The sequence below is a fragment of the Pseudarthrobacter sp. TE3704 genome, assembly GCF_056279405.1.
In genome coordinates, this window is the sequence record NZ_JBWCCJ010000004.1 from 76,855 (window position 1) to 103,049 (window position 26,195).

General features: G+C 66.6%; 17 protein-coding genes and 2 tRNA genes. 6 read left to right on the top strand and 13 right to left on the bottom strand.

Annotated features, from left to right (window positions below; genetic code table 11):
- Positions 1 to 37: 37 nt before the first annotated feature.
- The 4 genes from ACZ9BC_RS11435 to ACZ9BC_RS11450 form a co-directional block, all read right to left on the bottom strand.
- Positions 38 to 111 (bottom strand) — tRNA-Met (locus ACZ9BC_RS11435).
- A gap of 198 nt (positions 112 to 309) precedes the next feature.
- A tRNA-Met gene (locus ACZ9BC_RS11440) sits at positions 310 to 383 on the bottom strand.
- A gap of 119 nt (positions 384 to 502) precedes the next feature.
- Positions 503 to 3,484, bottom strand: coding sequence for a UPF0182 family membrane protein (locus ACZ9BC_RS11445; RefSeq protein ID WP_476246050.1), 2,982 nt, complete (start codon positions 3,482 to 3,484; stop codon positions 503 to 505).
- Between the two features lie 166 nt (positions 3,485 to 3,650).
- Positions 3,651 to 4,835, bottom strand: coding sequence for a YlbL family protein (locus ACZ9BC_RS11450; RefSeq protein ID WP_476246051.1), 1,185 nt, complete (start codon positions 4,833 to 4,835; stop codon positions 3,651 to 3,653).
- A gap of 136 nt (positions 4,836 to 4,971) precedes the next feature.
- Here ACZ9BC_RS11450 and ACZ9BC_RS11455 point away from each other — a divergent pair, with 136 nt between their 5' ends.
- Entirely contained in the window at positions 4,972 to 6,411 is a 1,440-nt protein-coding gene (locus ACZ9BC_RS11455; RefSeq protein ID WP_476246052.1) for a zinc-dependent metalloprotease, read from the top strand.
- A gap of 27 nt (positions 6,412 to 6,438) precedes the next feature.
- On the opposite strand, the gene ACZ9BC_RS11460 is transcribed toward ACZ9BC_RS11455, so the two are convergent.
- Genes ACZ9BC_RS11460 through nudC form a run of 3 tightly spaced genes read right to left on the bottom strand, consistent with a single transcriptional unit; the run spans position 6,439 to position 10,301 of the window.
- Positions 6,439 to 7,089: a M48 metallopeptidase family protein gene (locus ACZ9BC_RS11460; protein WP_476246053.1), complete on the bottom strand. Its 651-nt coding sequence runs from the start codon at positions 7,087 to 7,089 to the stop codon at positions 6,439 to 6,441.
- On the bottom strand, positions 7,086 to 9,221 hold the full coding sequence (locus ACZ9BC_RS11465) for an ATP-dependent DNA helicase UvrD2 (RefSeq protein WP_476246054.1): 2,136 nt from the start codon (positions 9,219 to 9,221) through the stop codon (positions 7,086 to 7,088). The genes ACZ9BC_RS11460 and ACZ9BC_RS11465 overlap by 4 nt, the downstream gene beginning before the upstream one ends.
- Positions 9,222 to 9,278: 57 nt before the next feature.
- Complete coding sequence (gene nudC / locus ACZ9BC_RS11470) at positions 9,279 to 10,301, bottom strand: NAD(+) diphosphatase (RefSeq protein ID WP_476246055.1); 1,023 nt, start codon at positions 10,299 to 10,301, stop codon at positions 9,279 to 9,281.
- Between the two features lie 167 nt (positions 10,302 to 10,468).
- Between nudC and ACZ9BC_RS11475 the strand changes: the two genes are divergently transcribed.
- On the top strand, positions 10,469 to 11,719 hold the full coding sequence (locus tag ACZ9BC_RS11475; RefSeq protein WP_476246056.1) for a macrolide 2'-phosphotransferase: 1,251 nt from the start codon (positions 10,469 to 10,471) through the stop codon (positions 11,717 to 11,719).
- 40 nt (positions 11,720 to 11,759) lie between these two features.
- Here ACZ9BC_RS11475 and ACZ9BC_RS11480 read toward each other — a convergent pair whose 3' ends face one another.
- From ACZ9BC_RS11480 to ACZ9BC_RS11490, 3 genes are all read right to left on the bottom strand, one after another.
- Positions 11,760 to 15,305 carry an ATP-dependent helicase gene (locus ACZ9BC_RS11480; protein ID WP_476246057.1) on the bottom strand — a complete coding sequence of 1,182 codons (3,546 nt, stop codon included), beginning with the start codon at positions 15,303 to 15,305 and terminating at the stop codon, positions 11,760 to 11,762.
- Positions 15,302 to 18,511 carry an ATP-dependent helicase gene (locus tag ACZ9BC_RS11485; protein ID WP_476246483.1) on the bottom strand — a complete coding sequence of 1,070 codons (3,210 nt, stop codon included), beginning with the start codon at positions 18,509 to 18,511 and terminating at the stop codon, positions 15,302 to 15,304. Before ACZ9BC_RS11485 ends, ACZ9BC_RS11480 begins: the two co-directional genes overlap by 4 nt.
- Before the next feature lie 119 nt (positions 18,512 to 18,630).
- Positions 18,631 to 19,047, bottom strand: coding sequence for an MGMT family protein (locus tag ACZ9BC_RS11490; protein ID WP_476246058.1), 417 nt, complete (start codon positions 19,045 to 19,047; stop codon positions 18,631 to 18,633).
- Between the two features lie 63 nt (positions 19,048 to 19,110).
- On the opposite strand from ACZ9BC_RS11490, the gene ACZ9BC_RS11495 reads away from it, so the two are divergent.
- From ACZ9BC_RS11495 to ACZ9BC_RS11510, 4 genes are all read left to right on the top strand, one after another.
- Positions 19,111 to 19,821 carry a 3'-5' exonuclease gene (locus ACZ9BC_RS11495; protein WP_079597290.1) on the top strand — a complete coding sequence of 237 codons (711 nt, stop codon included), beginning with the start codon at positions 19,111 to 19,113 and terminating at the stop codon, positions 19,819 to 19,821.
- A gap of 324 nt (positions 19,822 to 20,145) precedes the next feature.
- Positions 20,146 to 21,081, top strand: coding sequence for a substrate-binding periplasmic protein (locus ACZ9BC_RS11500; protein ID WP_050054486.1), 936 nt, complete (start codon positions 20,146 to 20,148; stop codon positions 21,079 to 21,081).
- Positions 21,082 to 21,097: 16 nt separating this feature from the next.
- Positions 21,098 to 21,862: an amino acid ABC transporter permease gene (locus ACZ9BC_RS11505; RefSeq protein WP_050054485.1), complete on the top strand. Its 765-nt coding sequence runs from the start codon at positions 21,098 to 21,100 to the stop codon at positions 21,860 to 21,862.
- The gene (locus tag ACZ9BC_RS11510; protein ID WP_476246059.1) at positions 21,859 to 22,596 is read left to right on the top strand and encodes an amino acid ABC transporter ATP-binding protein; all 738 of its coding nucleotides are present in this window, start codon (positions 21,859 to 21,861) and stop codon (positions 22,594 to 22,596) included. The genes ACZ9BC_RS11505 and ACZ9BC_RS11510 overlap by 4 nt, the downstream gene beginning before the upstream one ends.
- Before the next feature lie 143 nt (positions 22,597 to 22,739).
- On the opposite strand, the gene hemL is transcribed toward ACZ9BC_RS11510, so the two are convergent.
- The 3 genes from hemL to hemB are packed head-to-tail and all read right to left on the bottom strand — an operon-like array spanning position 22,740 to position 26,190.
- Positions 22,740 to 24,071 carry a glutamate-1-semialdehyde 2,1-aminomutase gene (gene hemL / locus ACZ9BC_RS11515; RefSeq protein ID WP_079597293.1) on the bottom strand — a complete coding sequence of 444 codons (1,332 nt, stop codon included), beginning with the start codon at positions 24,069 to 24,071 and terminating at the stop codon, positions 22,740 to 22,742.
- 29 nt (positions 24,072 to 24,100) lie between these two features.
- Positions 24,101 to 25,210, bottom strand: a complete 1,110-nt coding sequence (locus ACZ9BC_RS11520; protein WP_476246060.1) for an LLM class flavin-dependent oxidoreductase — start codon at positions 25,208 to 25,210, stop codon at positions 24,101 to 24,103.
- On the bottom strand, positions 25,207 to 26,190 hold the full coding sequence (hemB, locus tag ACZ9BC_RS11525; protein ID WP_476246061.1) for a porphobilinogen synthase: 984 nt from the start codon (positions 26,188 to 26,190) through the stop codon (positions 25,207 to 25,209). Before hemB ends, ACZ9BC_RS11520 begins: the two co-directional genes overlap by 4 nt.
- Positions 26,191 to 26,195: the final 5 nt, after the last annotated feature.

Consider the following 26,195-nt stretch of genomic DNA (forward strand, 5'->3'; position numbering starts at 1 on the left):
CCGTCCGGCATATCTGCCGTACGGGGTCTTCACATAGTTGCGGGGACAGGATTTGAACCTGTGACCTCTGGGTTATGAGCCCAGCGAGCTACCGAACTGCTCCACCCCGCGTCGCTGAAACAACACTACCCTATTTTCGCGGCAGGTTTTTCCACCCTGCATTCCGGCGCCGAAACGGGTCCGCGGAGGGACCCCTTCCGGCCGCTAAACCCTACCCCCGATCCGGCATCGGCGTTGGGGTTGGGACGTTCGTTTTGGGCTAAACAGAAAGGCCCGGACACTGTTTCCAGTGTCCGGGCCTTTCGCCAGTTGCGGGGACAGGATTTGAACCTGTGACCTCTGGGTTATGAGCCCAGCGAGCTACCGAACTGCTCCACCCCGCGTCGCAAGAACTACTTTACCGGCCGGTGAACATCGGGCCAAATCGAAGCGGCGTGATCTCCGTTACGCCGGCCCGGCACCCGCCCGCAAAGGGGCAGGTGCCGGGCCGCCGTCGTCGGATCTAGCTGCTCGCTGAAGGCGAGGGCGTAGCTTCAGGCGTGGCAGTGGCTGCCGGCGCCGGGGTGGCCTCCGGGGCTGCTACCGGGATCTTGGCCTCGGCGTCCACTGCCCTTTGCAGCGCAGCCTGGATCCGCTTCTGGGCCTCGCCGTAGGCGGCGAAGTCACCGGCGGCCAGTGCTGCCTGCCCTGCCTGGATCGCCGCGTTGGCTTCCTCCAGTGCCGCCTTCAGGTCCGCCTTGGCGTCCGCTCCCCCGGGAGGAGCAGCCGGAGCCCCGGGATCAGCCGGGGTCTGCCCGTTGTTGTCCGAGTCGCCGGCGGCAGCACCGGAGTCTCCGCCGAAGAGTTGCTTCAGCGCCTCATCCAGCGTGGGCGCGAAGCCCACCTTGTCGCCAAAGGCCACCAGGACGCGCTGCAGGGTGGGGTACGACGTCTCGCCGGTGGACTTGAGGTAGACCGGCTGGACGTACAGGATGCCGCCGCCCACAGGCAATGTCAGCAGGTTGCCGTTCAATACGTCCGATGCACCCTGGCGCAGCAGGTTGAGGGCCTGCGACACGGTGGGGTCGGAGTTGAACTTGTTCTGCGCCTGGCCCGGGCCGGGAACCTGGATCTCCGGCGGGATCTGCAGCAGCCGGAGCTTGCCGTAGCTATCGGCCTTGACGCCTGCCTGGTTGCCGGCATCCGAGTCCGCTGCCAGGAAGCCGTAGAGGACGTTGCGTGCGTTGCCGTTGACGATCTGCGGAATGAAGGAGGACGTCAGCTGGAACGCGGGCTTGTCCTGGTCCGGCATCTGCAGCGACATGTAGAACGGCGGCTGCTTGACGTCCGTGTCCACGGTGGGATCCGCGGGAACACTCCAGGCGTCGTTGGTCTTGTAGAAGCTGGAGGGATCGGTGACGTGGTACTCGCCCAGAAGCTGGCGCTGGACTTTGAACAGGTCCTCCGGATAGCGGACGTGGCTCATAACGTCGCCCGACATCTCCGAATAAGGCTTCAGTGAAGTGGGGAACACCTTCTGCCAGGCCTTCAGCAGCGGGTCCTGGTCATCCCAGGCGTACAGGGTTACGGAGCCGTCATAGGCGTCCACCGTGGCCTTAACCGAGTTCCGGATGTAGTTGACCGTGCTGTTGGGCAGGGCAACCGCCCGGCCTGACGTGGTCTGGGAGTCCGCGGTGGCGTCCGACAGCTGTTCCTGCTGCGAGTACGGGTAGTACTGGCTGGTGGTGTAGCCGTCCACGATCCACTTGACGCGGCCGTCCACAACTGCCGGGTAGGCGTTGCCGTCAACTGTCAGGTAGGGCGCAACCTTCTCGACACGATCGCGCGGGTTGCGGTCGTACAGGATCTGCGACTCGGGGTTCACGCCGTCCGAGAGCAGCAGGTCCGACGACTGGAACTTAACGGAGTACAGGACCTTGTTGAAGAAGCTGCCCACGTTGGGCCCGCCATTGCCTTCAAAGGTGTACTGGGTTTCCCCTTCGCCCTCGCGCCCGGACGGCCTGTCCTGCTCACGGGCGGGGGCACCGTCCGGGGCACCTACGATCGAGTAGTCCGGGGACGATTCGCCGAAGTAGATCCGGGGCTCGTAGCTTGAATCATCACCGAGCACGCCCGTGGACGGGATGCCGGACTGGAGGAACTCGGGCTTGCCGTCCACGGTGAACTTGTTGCCCTTTGCGGCCACGACGCCGTAGCCGTGCGTGTACACCACGTGCTGGTTGAGCCAGCCCTGCTGGTTCGTGGCAACGTTCGTGGGGTTCAGCTCGCGGACCGCGATCACGGTGTCCTGGATCTTGCCGTCCACTTCGTAGCGGTCAACGTTCAGCGCTTCCGGGAACTGGTAGTACGGGCGGTACTGCTCGAGCTGGGAGAACGCGTCGGAGATCAGGTTCGGGTCCAGCAGTCGGATGTTCGCGGTGGTCTGGGCGTCCGGCGCGAGGGCTCCGGTGCTTGCGGTGTTGGTGGCGTCGTAGCGGCTCACCTGGATGGTGTCCAGGCCGTAGGCGCTGCGGGTGTTGTCGATGTTGCGCTGAATGAATTCCTTTTCCAGCGTTTCCTCGGAGGGCCGCACCTGGAACTGCTGGATGACCCAGGGGTAGACGCCGCCGGCGAGAATGGAGGTGATCACCAGCATGGCTGTGCCGATAACAGGCAGGCGCCAGCGTCCGATGACGGCCGCGACGACAAACAGGATGGCAACGAGTACGGCGGCCACGGCCAGGATGGCTTTGGTGGGGATCACCGCGTTGACGTCCGTATAAAGGGCACCGGCCCAGCGGCCGTTGTTGCTCTGCACCGCGGAGAAACGGTCCAGCCAGAAGTTCACGCCCAGCAGCACCAGGAAGGCGGCACCGGTGACGGCGATGTGGATCTGGGCTGCGCGGCTCGTGAACACGCCGCGTTCCATCAGGCGGATGCTGCCGTAGAGGTAGTGCGTGAGGATGCCAGCGATGCCTGCGATGACCACAACGCTGATCAGGAAGCCGGTGACGAACCCAAGGAACGGCAGGACCATCAGATAGAAGCTGATGTCCATTCCGAATTCGGGGTCCTGCTTGCCGAAGCCCTCCTGGTTGAAGAAGAGCAGGACCTTCTGCCACTGGCTTGCGGCGGCGCTGCCCGCGAAGAGTCCGAAGAGGACGGGCAGGCCCACCATGACTACCCGGCGGACGGGTTCCAGCTGGGCCTGGTAACGGTTGAGGTTGTCCCGGATGTCGGAGTCCGGGGCGTAGACCGGCCGGGCGTGGTAGGCGATGCGTATCGCGAAGAACACGGCGGCGAACATCATGGCGAATCCGGCAGCGAAGATGCCGATCCTGGCCAGGTTCTCGGTGACGAAGACTTCAATGAAGCCCAGCTGCCGATACCAGAGGACATCGGTCCAGACATTGGCGAAGAAGATGAAGCCCACAACCACGAGGGCAACGACGATCAGGGTGGGCGTCAGTGCGCCGCGCCGTGATGGGGGTCTGCCTGTGGACATGGTGCTGGCGGGACGGGACAAACTGGGTACCTCATAGCTGGTCGTCAGATATTCGAAGCGTGCGTGCGAGCGACGAACTCCACCGGTCAAACGGCTGGTTTTGCCCGTCATAATTGCCACGAGTGGCGGTAAAGCTTAGTTCCTGTCGAGTCTAGTTGCGCCCAGTCTAGTTGTTTGCGCAGCCCGGCAGGCCGGATGTGTCCTGGCCGCTGCCGGCGCGTTCGACGGCGGCCCTGGCCTCTGCCAGGTTCTCGACCCGTACCACCTGCAGGCCGTCGGGGATGTGGCCTGCCACCTGCTCGCAGTTGGCAGCGGGCGCCAGGAACAGGGTGGCTCCCCCGGCGCGTGCAGCCTGCATCTTCTGTCCGATCCCGCCGATGGGTCCCACCGCCCCGTCCGGTGTAATGGTGCCGGTCCCCGCGATGTGCTTGCCGCCGGTCAGGTCACCGGGGGTGACGGTGTCGATAATGCCGAGCGAGAACATCAGGCCGGCGGACGGACCGCCTACCTTCTCCAGGGAGATCTCCACGTCAAAGGGGAAAGTGAACAGGTACTTGAGCATGACACCGAGGATGAACCGGCCCTGGCCGTTGTCCTTCGGGGTGATGGTTTCGGTGACCGGCTGCCCTTCGCGCTCCAGGACGACGGCGGCGGGGGCGCCGTTGCCCGCGGCCAGTTCCTCCTGGATGACGGACAGCGCGGTGATGTCCTTGCCGTTGATGGATTTCAGGATGTCCCCGGGCTGAATCTTGCCCGCCGACGCTGATCCTTCGGAAAGGTTCGCTGCCTGAAGCTGCTGGCCGAAAGGGATATCCAGCTCGTTGAGTGCCGAGGCCACGGCGTTCTCCTGCGAGGTGGTCATGGCCACGGCGCTTTGCTCCTCGGCTTCCTGCCGGGTGGTCCCCGTGGGATAGAGGAGCTCCACCGGGTGGACAGCCTTGGTCCGGTCCAGCCAGGCTGAAAAGGCACCGATAATGCTGACTGGCCCGTTGGGGCCGCCGGCGACGTACACGGTGGTCAGGTCGAGGTTCCCCGCAGCGGGGTACGATTCCCGGCCGGTGACTTTGATGACCGGGGTTCCCTGGCTTTGCCCCAGCGTGTTGTACGTGGGGCCGGGTGATTCCACAACATACGGGACGGGAATCGTGGCGACGCCGATTCCAAGGCCCAGCGCGGCCATGCCTGCCAGCATCATGGTGGACACCCGCGGGTCCCGCGGCGGTGTGCCGGCCTCTTCAGGTGCGGTCCCGCCGTCGGCCGTTATGCCTGCCTCTTTTTCCCAGGAAAAGCCATCGTGGGGAAGCTCAGGGGCGTGGTCCTCGGAGGGGTAGCCGCCACGGGTTGTAGTCACCCCACCAACACTACGCGGTGGCAGACAGGGACAGCTCTTTGCCTACAGCGAACGACAACGCAGTGCGGCAGACAGCCGACCATGGCCGGGGTACGGTGAAGGTTGATCAACAGTCACACCGACGATCGGCGGGATCATGACCTCCAATCCACTTAATCCGTCCAACGGCGACGATACCCCCAAGGATCCGTTGACCGAGATGCTGCAGAACCTGATGGGCGGCAAGGGGATGGAAAATTTCGACCCCGCCGAACTCGCCAAGGCTGCCGGCCTGCCGAACGACCCCAATCTGCTGGCGCACATGTTCTCCCAGGTGCAGGCCATGATGAGTGCCCCGTCCGAGGGGCCAGTCAACTGGACCCTGGCGCACGACAATGCACGGCGCGTCGCAGCAAGCAGCTCGGACCCATCGGTGACCTCCCAGCAGTCGCGTGATGTGGACGAGGCCCTCCGCCTGGCCGAACTGTGGCTGGACCCTGTCACGGATCTGCCGGCCACCGGCCTGATCGGCCGGGCCTGGTCCCGCGCGGAATGGGTCGAGGCCACGCTGGGCACCTGGAAGAGGCTGACGGAACCCGTGGCCAACAGCATCGCCAACGCGCTTTCATCCGCCATGACGGAGCAGATGCCCGAGGAGATGAAGTCCATGATGGGCGGCGCTTCCTCCATGCTCCAGAACATGGGCGGAGCCATCTTCGGCATGCAGCTGGGGCAGGCCATCGGCGCCCTCTCCGCCGACGTGGTCAGTTCCACGGATATCGGCGTGCCCCTTGCCGACCTTGAAATGGCGCTGCTGCCGGCGAACGTTGCCGCGTTCGGTGAGGGCCTGTCCCTGCCTGAAAACGACATCCGGCTCTTCCTCGCCGTCCGCGAAGCGGCCCATGCCCGTCTTTTCGTCCAGGTTCCCTGGCTGCGGGGGCATCTGCTCGGCGCTATCGAAGCCTATGCGCGCGGCATCCACATCGACACCTCGCGCATCGAGGAATTGGCCCGGGACCTGGACCCGAGCAACCCCGAAGGGATCCAGGAGGCCCTGTCCCAGGGCGTCTTTATGCCCCAGCGGACCCCTGCCCAGGAACAGGCCCTCGAGAAGCTGGAAACCGCGCTCGCCCTCGTGGAGGGCTGGGTGGACGAACTGACGGCCGCGGCGACCGAAAAGATGTTGCCCTCCGCCGGCGCCCTGCGCGAAACCGTCCGGCGCCGCCGCGCCACGGGCGGCCCGGCCGAGCACGCCTTCGCGTCACTGGTGGGCCTTGAGCTGCGTCCCCGGCGGCTGCGTGACGCCGCCACGCTGTGGGCCACCCTGAAGGAAGAGCGCGGCATCGAGGGCCGCGACGCCATCTGGCACCACCCGGACCTGCTGCCCACCGCCGAGGACCTGGACGATCCCAAGGGCTTCAGCGGGCGCCGCAAACTGGCCGAAGCCAGCGACAGCGAAGTGGATGATGCCCTGCAGAAACTGCTCAGCGGCGGCTTCGACGAGGCGCCGGGCTCGGATGCCGGGAAAGACGCCGGGCCGGACAAAGACGAAGATTCACAGGACGACGACGGCGGGGACAAGCAGCCGAAGAGCTGAGGCCTGCGGTGGCCGCCGGGGTGGGGCCTAGTCGGCGTCGTCCGGCCAGGGTTCCTGCTCCGGCACGCCGCCTCCCCCTCCGTTGTCCGTGAGGCCGCGTGCGGTGGCGAAGGAGACGCCTTCAAGGAACGCCTTGGCGCGTTGGGTCTCCGGGTAGGCCTCCAGCAGCTTCCAGAAAGCGGCATTGTGTGCGGCCACCAGGAGGTGGGCGAGTTCGTGGAGCAGCACATAGTCGATGACCCATTGCGGCATGGGGCGGAGCTTGTCCGAGAGGCGGATGGTCCCATCCGCAGGGGTGGCTGACCCCCACCGCGAGTTTTGGTTGCTGACCCAGCGCACTGACGTGGGGACAGCGCGTCCGCCCAGGTAGTGCGCCGAGAGGTGCGCGGCGTGCGCCGCGAGGGCTGCGTCCGAGGCGGGCCGTTTCCTGCCTGATGCGGCGCGCCGCTCCCCCTGGCGCTGAAGCTTTGCCAGCATGCGGTGCACCCACTCTCTTTCCTGTGCTGCCGTGAAGCGGGCCGGGATGGCAACAACGGCGGTCCCGTTTTCCCAGAAGGCTGCCACGGTGCGCGTGCGGCGGGCGGAACGCCTGACCTCCACGGGAGCACCGTCAGCCGTGGTAAGGGCGGCGCCAGCGGCCCCGTCACGCCGGTTCCGCGGCCCGGGAGACCGGGTCATAGGGACGTGCTTTCCGTAAGGACCCGAAGGATGTCTTCCCCGTACTTTTCCAGCTTGGAGGGGCCCACCCCGGCAAGTCCTGCGAGTTCTTCCAGGGACGCAGGCCGGGCCTCGGCGATGGCTGTGAGCGTTGCATCGGTGAAGACCACGAAGGCCGGGACCTCGGCGGACAGTGCCACTTCGCGGCGCCAGGTCCTTAGCGCGTCAAAGGTCTGTTCCTCGTATGTAGGCGGGCAGGCATTGCAGCGTCCCACCTTGCGTTCCGCCCCGGTTGCGAGCATGCTTCCGCAGACCCTGCACATGGCGGGGGCCGCTGCTTTCCGGCGGGGTGCCGCGCCTTTGCCGCGCGTGTGTGAGCTCACCACGGAATCCGGCCGCAGGCCGTCGAGGAACCGGGACGGCTTACGGTTGGCGCGGCCGCCGGGCGTGCGGGCCGTGCTCCAGGACAGCGACAGGTGCTCGCGCGCCCGGGTGATCCCGACGTACAGGAGCCGGCGTTCCTCGTCGACGGACTCGGGCGAGTCGGCGAAGGAGATAGGCATCAGGCCTTCACTGAGCCCCACCAGGAAAACCGCATCCCATTCCAGGCCCTTGGCGGCGTGCAGGGATGCCAGCGTCACCCCCTGGACAGTGGGCGCATGCTGGGCCAGTGAACGTTCCTGGAGTTCGTTGACGAAATCCGCCAGTCCGAACTGTGCGCCCCGGACCTGCACGAGTTCATCGGCAAGGGCCACGAGTGCCGCCAGGGATTCCCAGCGCTCCCGCAGCGCCCCGCCGCTGTGGGGAGCGGAATCCGTGTAGCCGAGGGAGGAGACAATATCGCGGACAAGCTGGCCAAGGGGCTCCGGCGAATCGGTCTCCGTGACTGCCCTGGTTGCCGCCCTCAGCTGGAGGATGGCGTCCCGGACCTCTTTACGCGCGAAGAAGCGTTCCCCTCCGCGCAGCTGGTACCCGATCCCTGCTGCGGCGAGGGCCTGCTCGTAGGCCTCGGACTGGCCGTTGGTGCGGAACAGGATCGCCACCTCGCTGGCGGGAGTGCCGGCGTCGAGAAGGACCTTGATCTTCTGGGCGACGGTAGCGGCCTCCGCTTCGTCATCTGAGCACTCGGTGAAGTGGGGTGCCGGCCCGGCAGGCCGCTGCGCCACGAGCTGCAGGGGCGTTGCCCAGGCGGCATCGGCGGCCGGTCCGCCGCTTCGCCGGCCTGCCAGCAGATCGTTCGCCAGCTTTACCACCTGCGGTGTGGAGCGGTAGTCCCTGATCAGCTTGACCACGTTGGCCTGTGGGTAGCGGGCCTTGAAGTCGAGAAGATGCCGGGGCGACGCTCCGGTGAAGGAGTAGATGGTCTGGCTGGCGTCGCCCACGACGCACAGTTCGTCGCGGCCGCCCAGCCACAGTTCCAGGAGCCGCTGCTGCAGCGGGGACACGTCCTGGTACTCATCAACCACAAAATGCCGGTACTGCTCGCGGACGGTGGCAGCTACCTTCTCATCCTCCTGGAGGATCCCGACGGTAATCAGCAGCACGTCCTCGAAGTCGATGACGTTGCGGTCCGTCTTGACGTCCTCGTAGGCCTGGAACACCCGGGCCACCGCGGTGAGGTCAAAACCGCCCGGGGTTCCCCTGCCCTGCGCGTTTTCCAGGTAGTTGGCCGGGGTCAGCATGGAGACCTTGGCCCACTCGATCTCGGACGCGAGATCCCGGATGGACGCCCGGTCCGTACTGAGCCGCAAGCGCCTGGCCGCCTCGGCTAGCATCTGCGCTTTGTGGTCCAGGAGGTTGGGCAGCGTGCCGCCAACAGCCTGCGGCCAAAAGAACTGGAGCTGGCGCAGGGCGGCAGCGTGGAAGGTGCGGGCCTGGACGTTGCCGGCCCCGAGGTCCCGCAGCCGGCTGCGCATCTCGGCGGCGGCCCGCGCCGTAAATGTCACGGCCAGCAGCCGTTGCGGGGAGTAGACGCCGGAATGCACGCCATAGGCGATGCGGTGGGTGATGGCGCGGGTTTTCCCCGTCCCGGCGCCGGCGAGAACGCACAGCGGGCCGTTCAGGGTGCTGGCCACCTCGCGCTGTTCGGCGTCCAATCCGCCCAGGATGCGGTCCTCGAGCGAGGCTGCTCCGTCAATATGCTCTGTAGTCACTTCTGCTGCTTTTGTGTCTCGACTACCGAATGCTTGGAGTCTGGTGGATATGGGGTGTCAGGCGGCGGGGCGGTCCTCGATCCGCCCGCCGAACCAGTGCTCAATGAGCGCCCGCGCGATGGAGAGCCTGCTGGAAATGGTGATCTCACCGCTGAGCACGGCGTCCTGGAGTTCCTCCCGGCTGAACCAGCGCGCCCTGGTGACCTCCACGCCGTCGGGCGTTGCCTCGGCATCTTCGGTGACGGCGGTAAATCCAAGCATAAGGGAGGCGGGGAAGGGCCAGGACTGCGAACCGAGGTATTGGCAGGCAGTGACACGCACTCCCACTTCCTCAAGGACTTCCCTCACCACTGCCTGCTCCAGTGATTCTCCGGGCTCAACGAACCCAGCCAGGGTTGAGTAGTTTTTTGCGTCGGGGGCACCGCCGCCGCCCAGCAGCACCCGGCCATCCGGGCCCACCACGGTGACGATGATGGCAGGGTCCGTACGCGGATAATGTTCCGACGAATCCGCGGGGCACCGGCGTACCCAACCTCCTGCTTCAACCAGCGTGGGCGTCCCGCAGCGCGGGCAGTGGGTGTGGCCGGCGTGCCAGTTGGTGATGGCGCTTGCCTCTACGAACAACGCAGTGTCCGTTGTGCTCAGGCCGGCCGCCACATCACGGAACCCGGCCCATGCCGCATCGGCGGGGATGCCCGCGGTGCCCGGCTTAACAGCCTCCGGAAGGACAAACAGCAGCAGCTCGGTGCCGGCAGGAAGGTCCGCGCCCGGCAGGGCTGAGCCCAGGTAGACCACAAGCTCCGGAGTCACCGCGGCCGCTGACAGGCCCTCCAGCATCGCCTTGGCGCCGGCAGTGAAAAGGCCGCTGCCCTGCACCAGTCCCTGCCGGCCGGAAAGGACAATGGCCAGGGTTTCAGTCCGTGCCAGGAGCTCCTCCACCATGCCGGGCCTGGCCCGCACAACAGATCCCCGGTCTACCAAGGCTGGCGGGACGGGAAGCAGGGTGTCCCGGAGGTGGTTCGCCGGCAACAGTGCCGGCACCCCCTGATGGACCGGTGTGGCAAACTCCGCATGGCTCATGAGTCCACCGTACTGACTGGGACCGACAATGCACATTTCCGGACGGGCCGCGGACCTCCTCCGGGGGTACCCGGATTTGGATGTATGGGTACCCGGATTTGCATGTATCTGAAGACTCGCCGCCGTCAGACCGGTGTCTTGGACGGCGGGCAATCTACCGTGGAACGGTGAGAAGAAAACCGATTGAACTGGCAGCCGTCGCAACCGCGGCAGTCCCCGGACTGACCCCAACGGCCGTTAGCTCTGCCCCGGATGATCCCGCGGACTTCGACTCAGCCCTGCTCCTGGATTCCGAGGGCAAGCGCTGGCGGGTGCGGTCGCCGCGGCATGCGGAGGCCAGTGCCAGGCTGGAGACCGAGTTCCTGGTGCTGCGGGCATTCGCCCCTGGCATCCGTGCCGAACTTCCCTTCCTGATGCCCACGGTGGCCGGCAGCGTCCGGCTGGGAACCCTGAGCACGTTTGTCTACTCGCACCTTGCCGGGAGCACCCGCAGTGTTGAGGAACTCACCGCGGGCCCGGAGACCCTGGCCCGGGAAATCGGGGTGGCCCTGGCCGCTATCCACGACCTGCCCCGCGCTTTGGTCAGCAACGCAGACCTGCCCAGCTACACCCCCAACGAGTTCCGCCAGCGCCGGCTGAATGAACTGGACCAGGCAGCCACTACCGGAAAGATTCCGCCGGCCCTGCTCCTGCGCTGGGAACACGCCCTTGAGGACGTGTCCCTGTGGCGCTTCAATCCGTGTGTGGTCCACGGCGACCTGCACGAGGACAACCTTCTGGTGGAAGGCCAGCGCGTCACGGCCGTCACCGGGTGGACCGATCTTCGCATCGGCGACCCCGCGGACGACTTTGCCTGGCTGGTGGCGTCCAACGAGCAGGACTTCGTGGACGCGGTCCTGGCCGGCTACACAGCCAGCCGCCGGGACACCCCGGACAACCATCTGCTGCGCAGGGCCGCGCTTTCTGCCGAATTCGCCTTGGCCCAGTACCTGGTGAAGGGGATCGCCGCCGGAGATCCCGGCATGGTTGCCGAGGCTGAAAGCATGCTCGAAACCCTGGCCAGCGATATCGCAGAGCACGGCGGGCAGCCCATCAGCGTGGAGCCCCTGCCCTCCCCCGCGGTTGCCGCGGGGACCGCAACGCCGCTGGCGGGATCCTCCACCGTGGCCGGGTCCACTGCGGGCGCTTCCGGGGTCGGCCCGTCCGACGGCGGTCCCCTGACCGGGGCGCCGGCCGTTACGGTTGTTCCCGTGCCGGCCGAGCCCGCCGTTAAGGTTCCCGTGCCGGTGCAGCCTGCCGTGCACGTAACCCCCATTCCGGTTGAGCCGCAGCCTGGCGCAGGCAACGACTTGGATGCGAAGGGTTCGGACGACACCTCCACCGCCGCGATCTCCATCGTCAACGCCAAGCAGACGTAGCGGGACGCAAGCCTTTCGGCGCCGGCCTCCGGGGCGACCGTCACGGCGAGCGAAGCGCGGCCGCGACGATTTCCTCCAGCTGAGCCGCCGTCCCAAGGTCATGGGGCCGCACAACCTCATTGTCGGCAACGTAGAAGAAGGCGGCCCGCACATCGTCCAGGGGAACGTTCTTCAGCCGTGCCCAGGCCAGCCGGTACACGGCGAGCTGCACCGACCGTGCCCTCAGCTGGGTACCGGAGGGCCGCCGCCCGGTCTTCCAGTCCACCAGGTCCCAGCGGCCGTCAGCGTCCTGGAAGACAGCATCGATGCGTCCGCGCACCACCACTTCCCCAACCCTGGTCTCCACCGGCACCTCCACGAAGGCCGGCGACCTCTCAGCCCATGGTGATGCCCGGAAAGTGGCAACCATGGAATCGAGGTCGTAGGCGGCGTCGATGTGGTCGTCTGAGCCGGGGGCTTCCCCGAGGTCCAGCATGCCGGCTGTACCGAAGTATTCCTCCACCCAGGCGTGGAATGCGGTTCCCTTCCGCGCTGACATTCCGGGTTCCCGCGGGACGGGCCGGCGGAGCCTGGCCAGGACGTCTGCCGGGTCCTGGCCCAGGTCCACCAGGGTTGAAGCGGAAATATGGCTGGGCAGGTGGACGTCCTGGCCATTGGACCTCCGGGCCCGCCGTTCCAGCAGCAGGGCCGCTTCCCTGGCCCATCCGGCCGCGGTTCCCGTCAACCCCGTGGCATCGCCGGGCACAGGTTCGCGTTCTGCTTCCGGGAACGCAGACTGCGGATCACCGGTACCGGACTCGAGGGCGGCAAGCACGCGGGCAGCGGCCATTTCCATGGTGTTCCGGCGTCCGCGGGCAAGGCGGAGCCGTTCCCCTGTCCGGGGGTCCACAGGACCCTCCAGCGGATCATATGGCCAGCCGGCGACCTCCGTTTCGGCGGTGAGCGGGCTGTTCTCCGGCAACTGGGCTTCTTCCAGTGACCGGGGATGGATTGTGGCCCGGGCAGGCGATACGCCGCCGGTGCTGAGGAGCGCCTCCAGTTCGGTAAGGAACGGCGACATCTCTGCGCGTCCCGCCCGGGAACCCACCCACGCCGCGCTGGACACCCACAGGACATGTTTTGCCCTGGTATAGGCAACGTAGGCGAGCCGCCGCTCCTCGGATTCCCCGTGGGCCTGGACGGCTGCTTTGAAGTCTTTCTCTGCGTCCAGCCAGCCTTTTTGGTCAGGCTGGTCCAGGTCCCACTGCGGCAGGTCGGCGCGGTCTCCGCGCAGTGGCCACGGCAATGCCGCCGCCCCGCTGCTCCAGCGGGAGTCCTTGTCCGTGGGAAACGCGCCGGCGTTCAATCCCGGGACAAAGACGACATCCCATTCCAGGCCCTTGGACGCATGGACGGTAAGGAGTTGGACCGCTTCCCGGTTCACGTCGCCGGGAGGCGCCTCAAGGCCGTTCTCTTCCGTCGCGGCGGCTTCCAGCCACGCCAGGAAGGCGAGGATGTCCACTCGTTGTGACGTCCGGAGGAACCCCGCCGCGGCGTCCTGGAAGGCGTCAAGGTTGCGGCGAGCCTGGTGGATGCTGACGCCGGGACGGGCTGCCACCTCGATGTCCAGGAGCATGGCCCTTTCCACTTCCCCCAGGAGGGTTGTGAGGTCGTCCCCGAGGTAGCCGCGCAAGTGCCGCAGCTCTGCCGAAAGCCGGAGCAGCCTGCTGCGGGCTTCGGCGCTGAGGGACCTGCCGCTGGAGGATGTCCATTCCTCCCGGGGAAGCCAGTCCAACGCCTCCACCAGGCTCGCGCCGTCAGTCAGGTCTCCCTCGAGGACCGGCGCATCCGCTTCCGCCGGTTCGTCCGCGGACTCCGCGTCACTGGACTTGTCCGGGGCATGACCGCGCCTGCGTGCCAGCTGGCTGGACCAGTCCCGCAACGCCATCAGGTCGGCGGGTCCTATCCGCCATCTGGCCCCCGCCAGCAGCCGCATGAGCGCGTCCGAGCGCCCGGGATCGGCCAGGACACGGAGGGTAGCGACGAGGTCAACCACTTCCGGGGTATCCAGGAGGCCGCCCAGGCCCACGATCTCGTAGGCGATGCCGCGTGCCTCGAACTGTCGACGTATGGTCTCCATCTGTGCCCGTCGGCGGCACAGGACGGCGATGGCCGGCGGCACCGGAGAGCCGTCGGGCTTCAGCTCGAAGTCCGTCATCTGATACTTCAGAACATCGTCCGCGAGCGCGGAGGCTTCCTCGGCATCGCTTCCGAAGCGGCCCAGTACCACGGCGCCCTCGACGGCATGCGGGCTGGGCTGCAGCGGCGGCACCTCCGCGCGGGCAGCTCCCCCGCCACCTGCCGGTGCCCGCTGCGCTTCGGCCTTACTGAGCGAATCCGACATGACGTTGGCCGCCGCCAGGATTGACCGCCCGTTCCGCCAGGCCGTCGTCAGGTAGGACGTGGGTGCAGGTGCCCAGCTTCCGGGCTCTGCCGCCGGCCCGTTGCGGACAGGGAATTCGCGGACGAAGTGGAACAGCTGACCGGCTGAGGCCCCGCGGAAGCCGTAGATGGACTGGTTGGGGTCGCCGACGGCCGTGACTGCATGTCCGCCGCCGAACAGGCGCGAGAACAGGACCAGCTGGGCGTGGGACGTGTCCTGGAACTCATCGAGCAGCACCACCTTGTAGCGCTGCCTCTCCATCTGGGCAGCCAGTGGAACGTCCCGGGAGACTTTGGCTGCAAGTGCCACCAGGTCACCAAAATCAAGCGCGCCGCGGGCCCGCTTGGCCGCCGCATACCTGCCGACCATGTCCGCCACGCTGGCCCTGGTCCGGAGCATGCCGGCGAGCTCGGCCGCTGCCTGCGGAGGGTTCTTTTTCTTGTCGGCCAGGTAGGGCAGCGCTTCAAAGTCCGAGAGCCGTGCCATCAGCCAGGCTTCGACGTCCTCCGGCTCCTGGAGGTGCTCGGCACATTCACCGGCAAGCTGGATGACTGCCTTCACCAGGGTGGACTTTGCGGCACGGAAGTGCGCGTACTCGCCGTCGTACGCTTCCACCACCTCGCTGGCGAGCTGCCACGCCTGCGCGCCGCCGAGGAGGACAACATCGCGTTCCACCCCCAGGCGCAGCCCGTAGTCGGACACGATGCCGCTGGCGAATGAGTGGTAGGTGGACACCTTCGGTTCCAGCGCGTCGCTGCTGATCAGGCCCTTGGGGAAAACCTTGTTTGCGGTGTCCGCGGAAACCAGCCGCTGCAGGGCCACCAGCTTTGCCCGGATCCGGGACGCCAGTTCGCCGGCCGCCTTCCGCGTGAAGGTCACCCCGAGGACTTCTTCGGGCCGGACCCAGCCGTTGGCGACGAGCCAGACTACCCGGTCCGCCATGGTGGCGGTCTTTCCCGACCCGGCCCCGGCAATGACCAGCCGCGGAGACAGCGGTGAGGAGATGATGGCGGACTGTTCCGGGGTGGGCACGTTCTTTTCGCCGAGCAGCCCGGACAGCTCCTCGGGGCTGAACCGTACCTCCGGCGGCTGTAAGGGCCCGCCGGGAAGCGCTGCAGCAGGCGGCAATTCGAGGTCTTGAAGCACCTGGAGGTCCTGGCTCATTCAGTCACTTGCCTTCCGCGCGCACACAACGGGCACACTTCAGGAAGTTTGCAGCCATGGCCGCCATGGCTTCCCTTTGCCGGATCATGCCGTGCCTCAAACCCGCTGCCACCCATCACTTGTGCTGCATCCTTCACCATGTCCAGGGCCCAGTTTTCCTGCGGGTCAAGCGCATCCTGCTGCTGGATTGCCGGGCTTTTCGCGCCTGTTCCAAGCTGGGCCAGCACTGCTCCGCCGGGAAGGCCGGCATCCTGGCTGTTTCCGCTGCCCGTGAAGCCGCCCGCCAGGACTGCCGCCTGGTAGGCGCCCAGCTGGGGGTGCCTGGACAGCTCACTTTTGCCCGGCTGCCGCTTTCCTGTTTTGAGGTCCACGATGACCAGCCTGCCTTCGCCGTCGATCTCCAGGCGGTCCACCTGGCCGCGGAGGATGGCTTCCCGCGGCAGGCCATCGTCCACCCTCACTTCGCCGAGGGGCACCTCGAAATCCTGTTCCACTCCTACGAGGCTGCGTCCCTCGCTCCTCATCACCACAAGGTACTGCGCGAGCTTGCGCACCATCGATTCGGCGCGCTGGAAATCAAGCCTGCCCTCCCAGTTGTCCTTCATGCCCAAGGCGGGCCAGCGGCGGACCAGTTCCGCAACGTACTCGGTGCCGGACGCATCCGGCATCTCCTGGGCGATGGCATGGACCAGTGTTCCCAGACTGCGGGCAAAGTCCGTCGCCGCTTCGCCGCCTGCTGCCTGCACAAACCAGTCCAGCGGCGACTTTTGCACGGTTTCGACTTTCGACGGCGACACGGACACGATTCCGCCGGGCGGCACCACGGGTGCGTCGGACGTGAGAGGGGCGAGCCCCCACCAGCTGGCGGGGTGGGCACCGGGAACCGGCGGCTTGGCGGCCGCGAGATGGGCAAGTACCCTCGCCGCCTCATGGGCCTCTGCCGCCCCGCTTCCGTCCAGTTGTGCATGTTGGCGGAGTTCGGCAACGAGGGCCCGCAGCGTCATGGGGCGTTCCACCGTAGTGAAACCCCTGCTTTCCTGGTCCCGCTCCAAGGGGGCGATGTAATCAAGGAACGACGACGGCTGGTCGTCCTCCGATGAGACGGCGGTGCAGATCAGCAGCTCCCGGGACCGTGACACCGCGGTGGAAAAGCTCCGAAGTTCGTCGTAGCGGATGTCGCGCAGCCGGCTCAGGGGATCGCGTTGCAGCGCGTACTGGACACCATGCTCCACGGCGTCGGCGTAGAGGGTGCTGCCCAGGAGCTCACCGCGAAGCCGGGTGTTGGGCCATACTCCTTCCTGGAGGCCGGCGACAATGACCACAGGCCATTCCCGTCCGGCTGCGCTGGCGGGGGTCATCAGCTCCACGGCATCGTCAACCTGGGCCCGCGCGGCAAGGGTATCCATGGGCAGTTCCTGGTTCAACAGGTACTCCAGGAACTGCTCAGGCCCGGCGCCCGGCATTTGGTCCACGTAACGCTCCGCGGTGTGGAACAGTGCCATCATCGCGTCGAGGTCGCGGTCAGCCCTGGCACCGTGCGGGCCGCCGGTCAGTGCGGTTTCCGTCCAACCGTCGGCGAGACCGGTGGCGCTCCACAGCGCCCAGAGCACAGACTCGGCGTTGGCGCCTGGCTGGCATGCTGCTTCCCGGCCAGCCTGGATCATCCGGGCTGTGCGGCGGGCGGCGCGTCCCTCGATGCCGAGCGTGGCGAGCGCACCGGGCTGCAGAAGCGCTTCGACGAGGAGCGAATCGCTGGCGCGCCCGCCGCCGCCCAAAAGCTCTTCGCGGCGCAGCGACTGCCTAAGGCGGCGGAGTTCAATGGAGGTGGCACCACCGATGCGTGAGGTGAGAAGGGATACCGCGGCCTCAGGAGTCAGGAGCGTGGGGTCCAGGGCGACCGCAAATGCGTCCAGGAGCGGGCGTACGGCAACCTCGTCCCTGACGGCGGATTCCGCCACCGGCACCCGTACCGGGATTCCCTGCCCGGAAAGGTAGCGCTGCAGCTCGCTGACCTGCCCTCCGTTGCGCACAATCACCGCCATGTCCGTCAAATCACGGCCGTGATTGATGTGCTGGTCGAGGATCCGCTGGGCCACGTAACGGAGTTCATGCACGGCCGACGGAACCAGATGCGCCTCAACCGACCCTTGCGGCACGTTTCCCTCCGGATGGTGGAGCCGCCGCGCCAGCTGGCCGCCGGCCCGCTGCGAGATCCGCCCGGCAACGTCGAGCCAGGCATCGGCCAAGGCGGGAGCCAGCCGGTGGGAATGCGAAAGCGGGCGCTCCAGGACCGGGGCTTCCGGCGACAGCAGCCGGGGCAGCTCAGCCACCAGGTCCGGCCGCGCTCCGCGGAAGCCCTGAACCACGGTGTCAGGCGAGGACGCCACGAAACAGTCCCGTCCCCCGGCGATATCCGCCAGCAGCTCGAATACTGCCGGGTTTGCTTCCTGGATGTCATCCACCAGGATCAGTTGCAGCCGTGCGCGTTCTGCAGCCAGGAACTCAGGAACATCCTGGAATATCTGGCGTGCCGCGGTGATGATTCCGGCGGGATCGAACGCCTCCGGCATCCGCAGGTCCAGGACGTCCCGGTACTCGCTGTAGAGGGCAGCGGCCGCAACCCAGTCAGGCCTGCTGCACTCGAGGCCGAGCTGCTCGAGGTCCCCGGCAGTCCGCCCGGACTCGATGATCCGGTCGAAAAGTTGCCGCACCTCGTGGCGGAACCCCCGGGTTTCCAGCGCGCCGTCCAGGTCACGGGGCCAGGGCAGTTCGAGTCCCGGCAGGCTGTGGCCTTCCAGGAGTTCCTTAATGATGAGGTCCTGCTCAGGGCCGGACAGGAGGCGCGGCGGCCTTGACAGCGGAATGACGCCCTCGGCCTTGGCGCGCCGGATCACGTCAAAGGCGTACGATGCCCAGGTCCGCGCCGGCGTGGTACTGAGGCTCCTGTCCAGCCGGGCTGTGAAACGGTCCCGCAGGAAATCCGCCGCCAGCCGGCTCGGCGCCAGGATCAGCATCCGTTCGGGATCGACGCCGTCCCGCAGGACGCGCTTGACGGCAGCCTCGATAAGGACCGTGGTCTTGCCCGTCCCAGGCGCCCCCGGGACCAGTACGGGCCCGGCCCCCTGGGGAACATCAACTGCCGCCTGCTGATCGGACGTCAGTGACGGCGCCGCGGCGTGCAGGTGGCGCGGCGGCAGCAGGCGCAGGGAGGCCGCTGAAGGGGCCCTGTCCTGGACGCCGTTGGCGGTGCCGGAAGCTACGGCGTAGCCGGACTCCGGGCCTTGCCCTTGCTCATCGCGTGGTTCCGTGAAGGGAAGAGTTACTGTCACACCGACATTCCATCATCAGCCACTGACAATCGATGAAGCCGCCGCTCCAGTTGTTCGGCAATGGCGTCCATTCGGTCAAAGTCCGCATCAGTTGGCGTCCACCGGGCGGCCGGAAGATCCACCCGCCAGCGGCCTTCCCGGGTGCGCAGGAACGACTCGTGGTCACCGGCAAGCGGGGTTCCTTCTTCAAGGTAATGCCGCAGGGCTTCGGACTCGTGCCCTTCCGGGGCGTGTCCGCTCGCTTTGAGGACCCGCCACCAGGGAACGCCGCTTCCATAATGGCTCATGACTGAGCCCACTTGGCGGGGTCCGCCCGAGCCGAGCAGTTCGGAGACGTCCCCGTACGAGACAGCGGACCCCGGCGGTACCAGCTCCACTATCGCCAGCACCGCCTCCACGTACTCAATCCGCATTGATCCAATGTAGCCGCAGTGGCGCTCCCGGGAATTGTCGGAGGTGCCCGTTAGCGTTGAAACATGAGCACCTGGAACACCCTCCCCCGAGCAGCTTTCGACCTTGAGACCACCGGACGCAATTCGCGTGCCGCGCGGATTGTCACGGCCTCGGTGACCGTTGTGGACCACAAGGGAGATGTCATCGACGAGCATGAGTGGCTGGCGGACCCGGGCGTCGAGATACCCACCGAGGCCAGCGATGTGCACGGGATCACCACCGAACAGGCCCGGCGGGACGGGCGGCCTGCCCACGAGGTCACCAGGGAACTGGCAGCTGTCCTGCAGGATCTTTTCGACGCCGGCGTCCCGGTCATCGCCTTCAACGCCAGCTACGACTTTACGGTGCTGGCCGCGGAGTCCGCCCGGTATGGCGTGCCCCAGCTCACCCGGTTCCCCGTCCTGGACCCGTACATCATGAACAAGCAGGTTGACCGCTACCGCAAGGGCAAGCGGACCCTGACGGCGCTGTGCGAGGAGTACGGGGTAGTCCTGGACAACGCGCACACATCGGCCGCTGATGCCTTGGCCACGCTGAAGGTCCTGGACGCCATGGCGGGTAAGTTTCCCAAGCTGATGATGCCGGCCAGCCAGCTTCACCAGCTGCAGGTGGACTGGGCCGTCAGCCAGGCAGCAGACTTCCAGGGCTACCTCCGCAAGACCAAGCCGGCCGCAGTGATCGAAGGCGACTGGCCGGTCCTCCCTCCCCAGGACGCCAGCATCGGCGGATTCTAGGCGGACCACCGCCCATGGTGCGAGGCAAGTCACATCCCCCGCGCCGCCCCTCCGTACACGCTCGTGGCTTCTGCTATTCGCTGACTGCGCTTGAATGCGGTGTTCCCTACGCTGCTAGCGTGCCCCAGCCGAATGTTCTTCGGCCTTGGCCGTGTGCAGCTCTTCCTTATTCAACCCGGCGCACTGAAGCGGGGAAGTGAGAGAATAAAGTTTTGCGGTCACCCCTGCCCTGGACGTGCTTGACCAGCACCGGGCAGGTGCCAGGCGCCACCAGCGCAGCCTTGCGGCCCGGTTGACTTATGACTCAATGAAAGTGACAACCTGATGAAAATCAAAGCGATGAAGTGGCTCACTACCGCGCCCGTTGCACTCGCCCTCGCTGTTTCCTTGGCAGCCTGCGGCTCAGGATCCTCGCAGCCCAGCGGTACCCCGACTGACGCCCTCGCCGGCAGTGACCAGCAAACGCTGGACAAGTACACCACTGACGACGTCACCCCGATCGACCAGATCGATAAGACCAAGCTCGGCCTCAACACCGAAGGTAAGCTCGAGGTGGGCACCCTCTCGGATGCCCCCCCGAACATCTTCATTGATCCCTCCGGCAAGTTCACGGGCTACGACAACGAACTGCTGCGCGCTATTGCCGGTAAGCTCGGCCTCGAGGTCGAATTCGTTGCCACTGACTTCTCGGCCCTGCTCTCCCAGGTTTCCACCCGGCAGTTTGACGTCGGGTCCTCCTCCATCTCCACCACGGAAGCCCGCCGCCAGAATGTCGGCTTCACCAACGGCTACGACTTCGGCTTCATGGCCGTTGTGGCCAAGACCGATGGCGACGTCAAGAGTTTTGACGACCTGACGGAGGATCTGCGCATCGGCGTTGTCCAGGGCACGGTCCAGGACGACTACGTCACCAACACCTTGAACATGGAGCCGATCCGCTTCCCGGATTACGCCACCGTGTACGCCAACGTCCGCAACGGCCAGGTGGATGCCTGGGTGGCACCTTCCCAGCAGGCTGAGGGCCAGGTCAAGGAAGGCGACGGCACCGCCATCGTCGAGTCCAAGATCAATACCGAGAACTTCACTGCCTATGCTGTCGCCAAGGACAACCAGCCCCTGATTGATGCGCTGAACTCCGGCCTTGACGCTGTGGTTGAAGACGGGACCTGGTCCAAGCTGACCAAGGAGTGGTACCCGGACCGCGAAATGCCGACTGACTGGAAGCCGGGCAGCAAGGCCGCCACGGTTCCCCAGAGCTGATTGAGCCGGGACGTTTATGGATCTCCTGGACCAGCTTGCTGACACCTTCTTCAATTGGGAGGAAATGGCGAAAGTCATTCCGGCCCTGCTCATGGTGGGTTTGCCCAACACCCTGATTCTGGCTGTGGCCTCGGGCGTTCTCGGTTCCCTGCTGGGGCTGCTGCTGGCCATGATGGGGATCTCCCGCAACGCGGGAGCCCGCTGGGTGGCACGTATCTACACCGATATTTTCCGCGGCCTCCCGGCCATTCTCGTGATCCTGGTCATCGGTATCGGACTGAGCCCGATCGCCCGTGAGATCACAGGATCACGAAACCCTTATCCGCTGGGCATCCTGGCCCTGACCCTGATCGCAGCCGCCTACATCGGCGAGATCTTCCGGTCCGGCATCCAGAGTGTTGAAAAGGGACAGTTGGAGGCTTCCAGGGCGCTCGGATTCAGCTATGGCAGCTCCATGCGACTGGTGGTGGTGCCGCAGGGCATCCGCCGGGTCCTTCCGGCCCTGGTGAACCAGTTCATCTCGCTGCTGAAGGATTCCTCGCTGGTGTTCATGCTGGGCCTGGCCGCCTCCGACCGGGAAATCTTCCGGATCGGAAACGACGCCATGGCTAACACGGGAAACCTTTCACCGCTGGTTGCGGCCGGTGTGCTGTACCTGATCCTGACCGTCCCGCTCACCCACTTCGTGAACTTCATCGACCACCGGCTGCGTACCGGCAAGCCGGAGAAGAAGGAACCGGATGAGCTGGCAGCACCTATCGGCAAGGGGGCACAGGCATGACGGAATTCGCTTCCGGAACCCTGACCGGCAAGAACCTGCACCTCTCATTCGGCCACAACCATGTTCTCCGCGGCATTGACCTGCACGTGGAGAAGGGCACCACGGCGTCGGTGATCGGCCCTTCCGGGTCCGGTAAATCCACGCTGCTGCGGGTCATGAACCGGCTGATCGAGCCGGACCAGGGCGACATCCTGCTGGATGGCCGGTCGGTCCTGAAGGACAACCCTGACGAGCTCCGGCAGCGGATCGGCATGGTGTTCCAGCAGTTCAACCTGTTCCCGCACAAGACCGTGGTGGACAACGTTTCGCTGGCGCTCCGCAAGCTCCGGAAGCTGCCCGCGGACCAGGCGCGCGCCGAAGCCCTTGAGCAGCTGGACCTGGTGGGCCTGAAGCATAAGGCTGACGCCCGCCCGGCCAACCTCTCCGGCGGCCAGCAGCAGCGCGTCGCGATTGCCCGTGCGCTGGCCATGAAGCCGGAAGTCATGTTCTTCGACGAGGCCACTTCGGCCCTGGACCCTGAGCTGGTGAAGGGTGTCCTGGCGCTGATGACGGACCTTGCGAAGGGCGGCATGACCATGGTGGTGGTCACCCACGAGATGGGCTTCTCCCGCAACGTGTCGGACACCGTGACGTTTATGGATGCAGGCGTTGTGGTGGAGTCCGGGCCTCCGGAACAGCTCTTCACCGCGCCCCGTACGGACCGGCTCAGGGGCTTCCTCTCGGACGTCCTGTAACGCCTGAAGCACAAAAGAAATCCCCGGTTGCGCCGCAACCGGGGATTTCTTTGTTGTGCCGAGATGGCACTTAACGGCAGTTCCACGCGCCGGGATTGCCGCGAAGTGCCATCTCGCGGGGAGTTAAGCGGCCGACGGCGGGACTAGCCCTGGGCGGCCGCCGCGGCCTTTGCTGCTGCCGGAAGGGCGTCGTAGATCCGGTTCATGGCGGCGTCGTCGTGCGCTGCCGAGAGGAACCAGGCTTCGAAGACCGACGGCGGCAGGTAGACGCCCGATTCCAGCATCGAGTGGAAGAACGGTGCGTAGCGGAAGGTCTCCTGGGCCTGGGCGTCGGCGTAATTATGGACGCCGTGGGCCGACGTGCCGAAGGCCACGGAGAACAGGTTCCCGGCGAACTGGATGGAGTGGTCCACCCCTGCTGCGTCAAGGGCGGTGGACACGGCTGAGGAGAGCTCCAGGGAGCGGACGTCGATGAACGAGTACACGTCCCGGGTGGCGTGGGTCAGGGTGGCCACACCCGCCGCCATCGCCACAGGGTTACCCGACAGGGTTCCCGCCTGGTAGACCGGACCGGTGGGCGCCAGGTGGTCCATGACGTCGGCACGCCCGCCGAGGGCCGCCGTCGGCATTCCTCCGCCGATGACCTTGCCGAAGGTGAGCAGGTCCGGGGTCCAGGGTTCGGCAGCGTCCGGCGCTCCGCCGGTGAGGCCCCAATATCCGGAGTAGCCGGTGCGGAAGCCGGTCAGGACCTCGTCCACGATGAGCAGCGCGCCGTGCTCGCGGGTGATGCGCGACAGCCCCAGGTTGAAGCCTTCCTCAGGAGTGACCACGCCCATGTTGGCCGGGGCGGCCTCGGTGATGACGGCCGCGATGTTCTGCCCGTGGGTGGCAAAGGCTTCCTTGACGGCCGCGAGGTCGTTGTACGGGAGCACCAGGGTCTCGGCCGTGGTGGCTTCGGTGACACCGGCCGAGCCGGGAAGGGCGAGCGTTGCCACGCCCGAGCCGGCCGATGCCAGGAGGCTGTCAAGGTGCCCGTGGTAGCAGCCGGCGAACTTGACGATCAGGTTCCGGCCGGTGACGCCGCGGGCCAGGCGGACGGCGGTCATGGTGGCTTCGGTGCCCGTGGACACCATGCGGAGGCGTTCTACGGCGGGCACGCGTTCCTGGACGATGGCGGCCAGGTTCGCCTCATCGGGGGTGGATGCGCCGAAGGACAGCCCGCGGTCCACGGCGGCGTGGACGGCGTCCAGCACGGCCGGGTGAGCGTGGCCCAGCAGGGCGGGGCCCCAGGAGCACACCAGGTCCACGTATTCCTTGCCGTCGGCGTCCGTCAGGTACGGCCCTTTGGCGGCGACCATGAAGCGCGGGGTCCCGCCCACGGATCCGAAGGCGCGGACCGGCGAGTTGACGCCGCCCGGCATCAGCTGGCGGGCGCGGTCGAAGAGTGCCTCGTTGCGAGGATTGCTGGAAGTCATGGTTCCTATTCTCTCAGTTAGCCGGCGCGTCAGGTGCCGAGCAGTTCAGCCACCCGGGACGCCACTGCCGTGCCCAGGAGTTCGATGGACCGCATCATGGCCGCGTGCGGCAATGGCCCGCTGCTGTACTTCAGGTCGAAGCGGTCCACCCCAAGGTTCTGCTTCAGCAGGACGATTTTCCGGGCCACAGTCTCCGGTGACCCGACGTATAGGGCACCCTCGGGAGCGCACATCGCGTCGAACTCAGACCGTCCGGCGGGACCCCAGCCGCGTTCGGCTCCGATCCTGTTCCGCAGTGTCAGCCAGTGCGGGAAGAATTCCTCCCTGGCCTCTTCGTCGGTGGGGGCAACGTGCCCCGGCGAATGCGTGGCCACCTGCTGCATCGGGTGCCCGTACTTGGACATGGCTTCGCGGTAGAGGTCAGCCAGCTGCCGGAAGGCCCGCGGCTGGCCGCCGATGATGGCAAAGATGATGGGATAGCCGTACTGTGCGCAGCGGAGCACCGATTCGGGTGTTCCGCCAACGCCGATCCAGGTGGGCAGCAGATGGTGTTCCAGGGGCGGGTAGACGCTGAGGCCGTGCAGGGCCGGCCGGGTGCGGCCTTCCCAGTGCACAGGCTTCTGCGCCCGCACCTTGCTGAACAGTTCCAGCTTCTCCTCGAACAGGAGTTCGTAGTCGGCCAGATCCAATCCAAAGAGCGGAAAGGATTCAACGAAGGACCCGCGGCCCAGCATCACCTCGGCCCGGCCATTCGAGATGGCGTCCACGGTGGAGAACCGCTGGAACACGCGGATGGGATCATCCGAGCTGAGGACCGTGACCGCGGAGCCGAGCCGGATCTGGTGCGTCCGGGCGGCTGCCGCCGCCAGGAAGACTTCCGGGGCGGACACCGCGAAGTCCTTGCGGTGGTGCTCCCCCACGCCAAAGGCGTGGAGTCCGACGGCGTCTGCCAGCTCTGCCTGTTCCAGCAGCTGCCGCAGGACTTCCGCATGCGGCAACGGGCTGCCGTCGGGCTTCACGCCGACGTCGCCGAACGTATTGAGGCCGAGCAGGATCCGGTCATCGCCCACGGGCGCGGTCGGGTTCTGCCCACTGGGTCCCGGCGAAGCTGTGAACCCGGAGGAAACAGCCTCGCTCACCGGGATTCCTTGAGCCAGCCGGCCAGTTCGGCCGCCCAGTACGTCAGCACCATGTGGGCACCGGCCCGGCGGATTCCCAGCACGGACTCGGTGATGGCCGCCCGCCGGTCGATCCAGCCGTTGGCCGAGGCCGCTTCGATCATGGCGTACTCGCCGGAGATCTGGTAGGCAGCCACCGGCACGGGGCTCATGGCGGCGACGTCGGCCACGATGTCCAGGTAGCTCATGGCCGGCTTCACCATCACGATGTCGGCACCCTCCGCCAGGTCGAGCTCCACCTCACGCAGGGCCTCGGTGCGGTTGCCGGCGTCCATCTGGTACGTCCTGCGGTCACCCTTCAGCTGCGAATCAACGGCCTCCCGGAACGGGCCGTAGAAAGCGGAGGCGTACTTCGCGGCATAGGCAATGACTGAGGTGTTGATGTGGCCGGCCTCGTCAAGGGCGGCACGGATCGCGGCGATCTGTCCGTCCATCATGCCGGAGGGGCCCAGCATGTGCGCTCCGGCATCGGCCTGTGCCACGGCCATCCGGGCGTAGATCTCCACGGTCCGGTCGTTGTCCACGTACCCGTCGTCGTCGAGCACGCCGCAGTGCCCATGGTCGGTGAACTCGTCCAGGCACACGTCGCTCATGATCACCAGATCGTCACCCACCTCAGCCCGGACGTCCCGGATGGCCTTGTTCAGCACACCCTCGGGGTCCAGGGAAGCCGAGCCCTCGGCATCGCGGACTTCGGGGATGCCGAACAGCATGATCCCGCCGAGTCCCAGCTCAACAGCCTCGGCGGCGGCACGCTTGAGGGTATCTGTGGTGTGCTGGACAACGCCCGGCATGGACGTGATGGGATTGGGTTCGGCCAGCCCCTCCCTGATGAAGGCCGGAAGGATGAGCTCGGCCGGCGCCAGGCGCGTTTCAGCGGTCAGCCGGCGCATGGCAGGCGTGGTGCGGAGGCGGCGGGGGCGTTGGCTGGGAAATGTCATGTCCT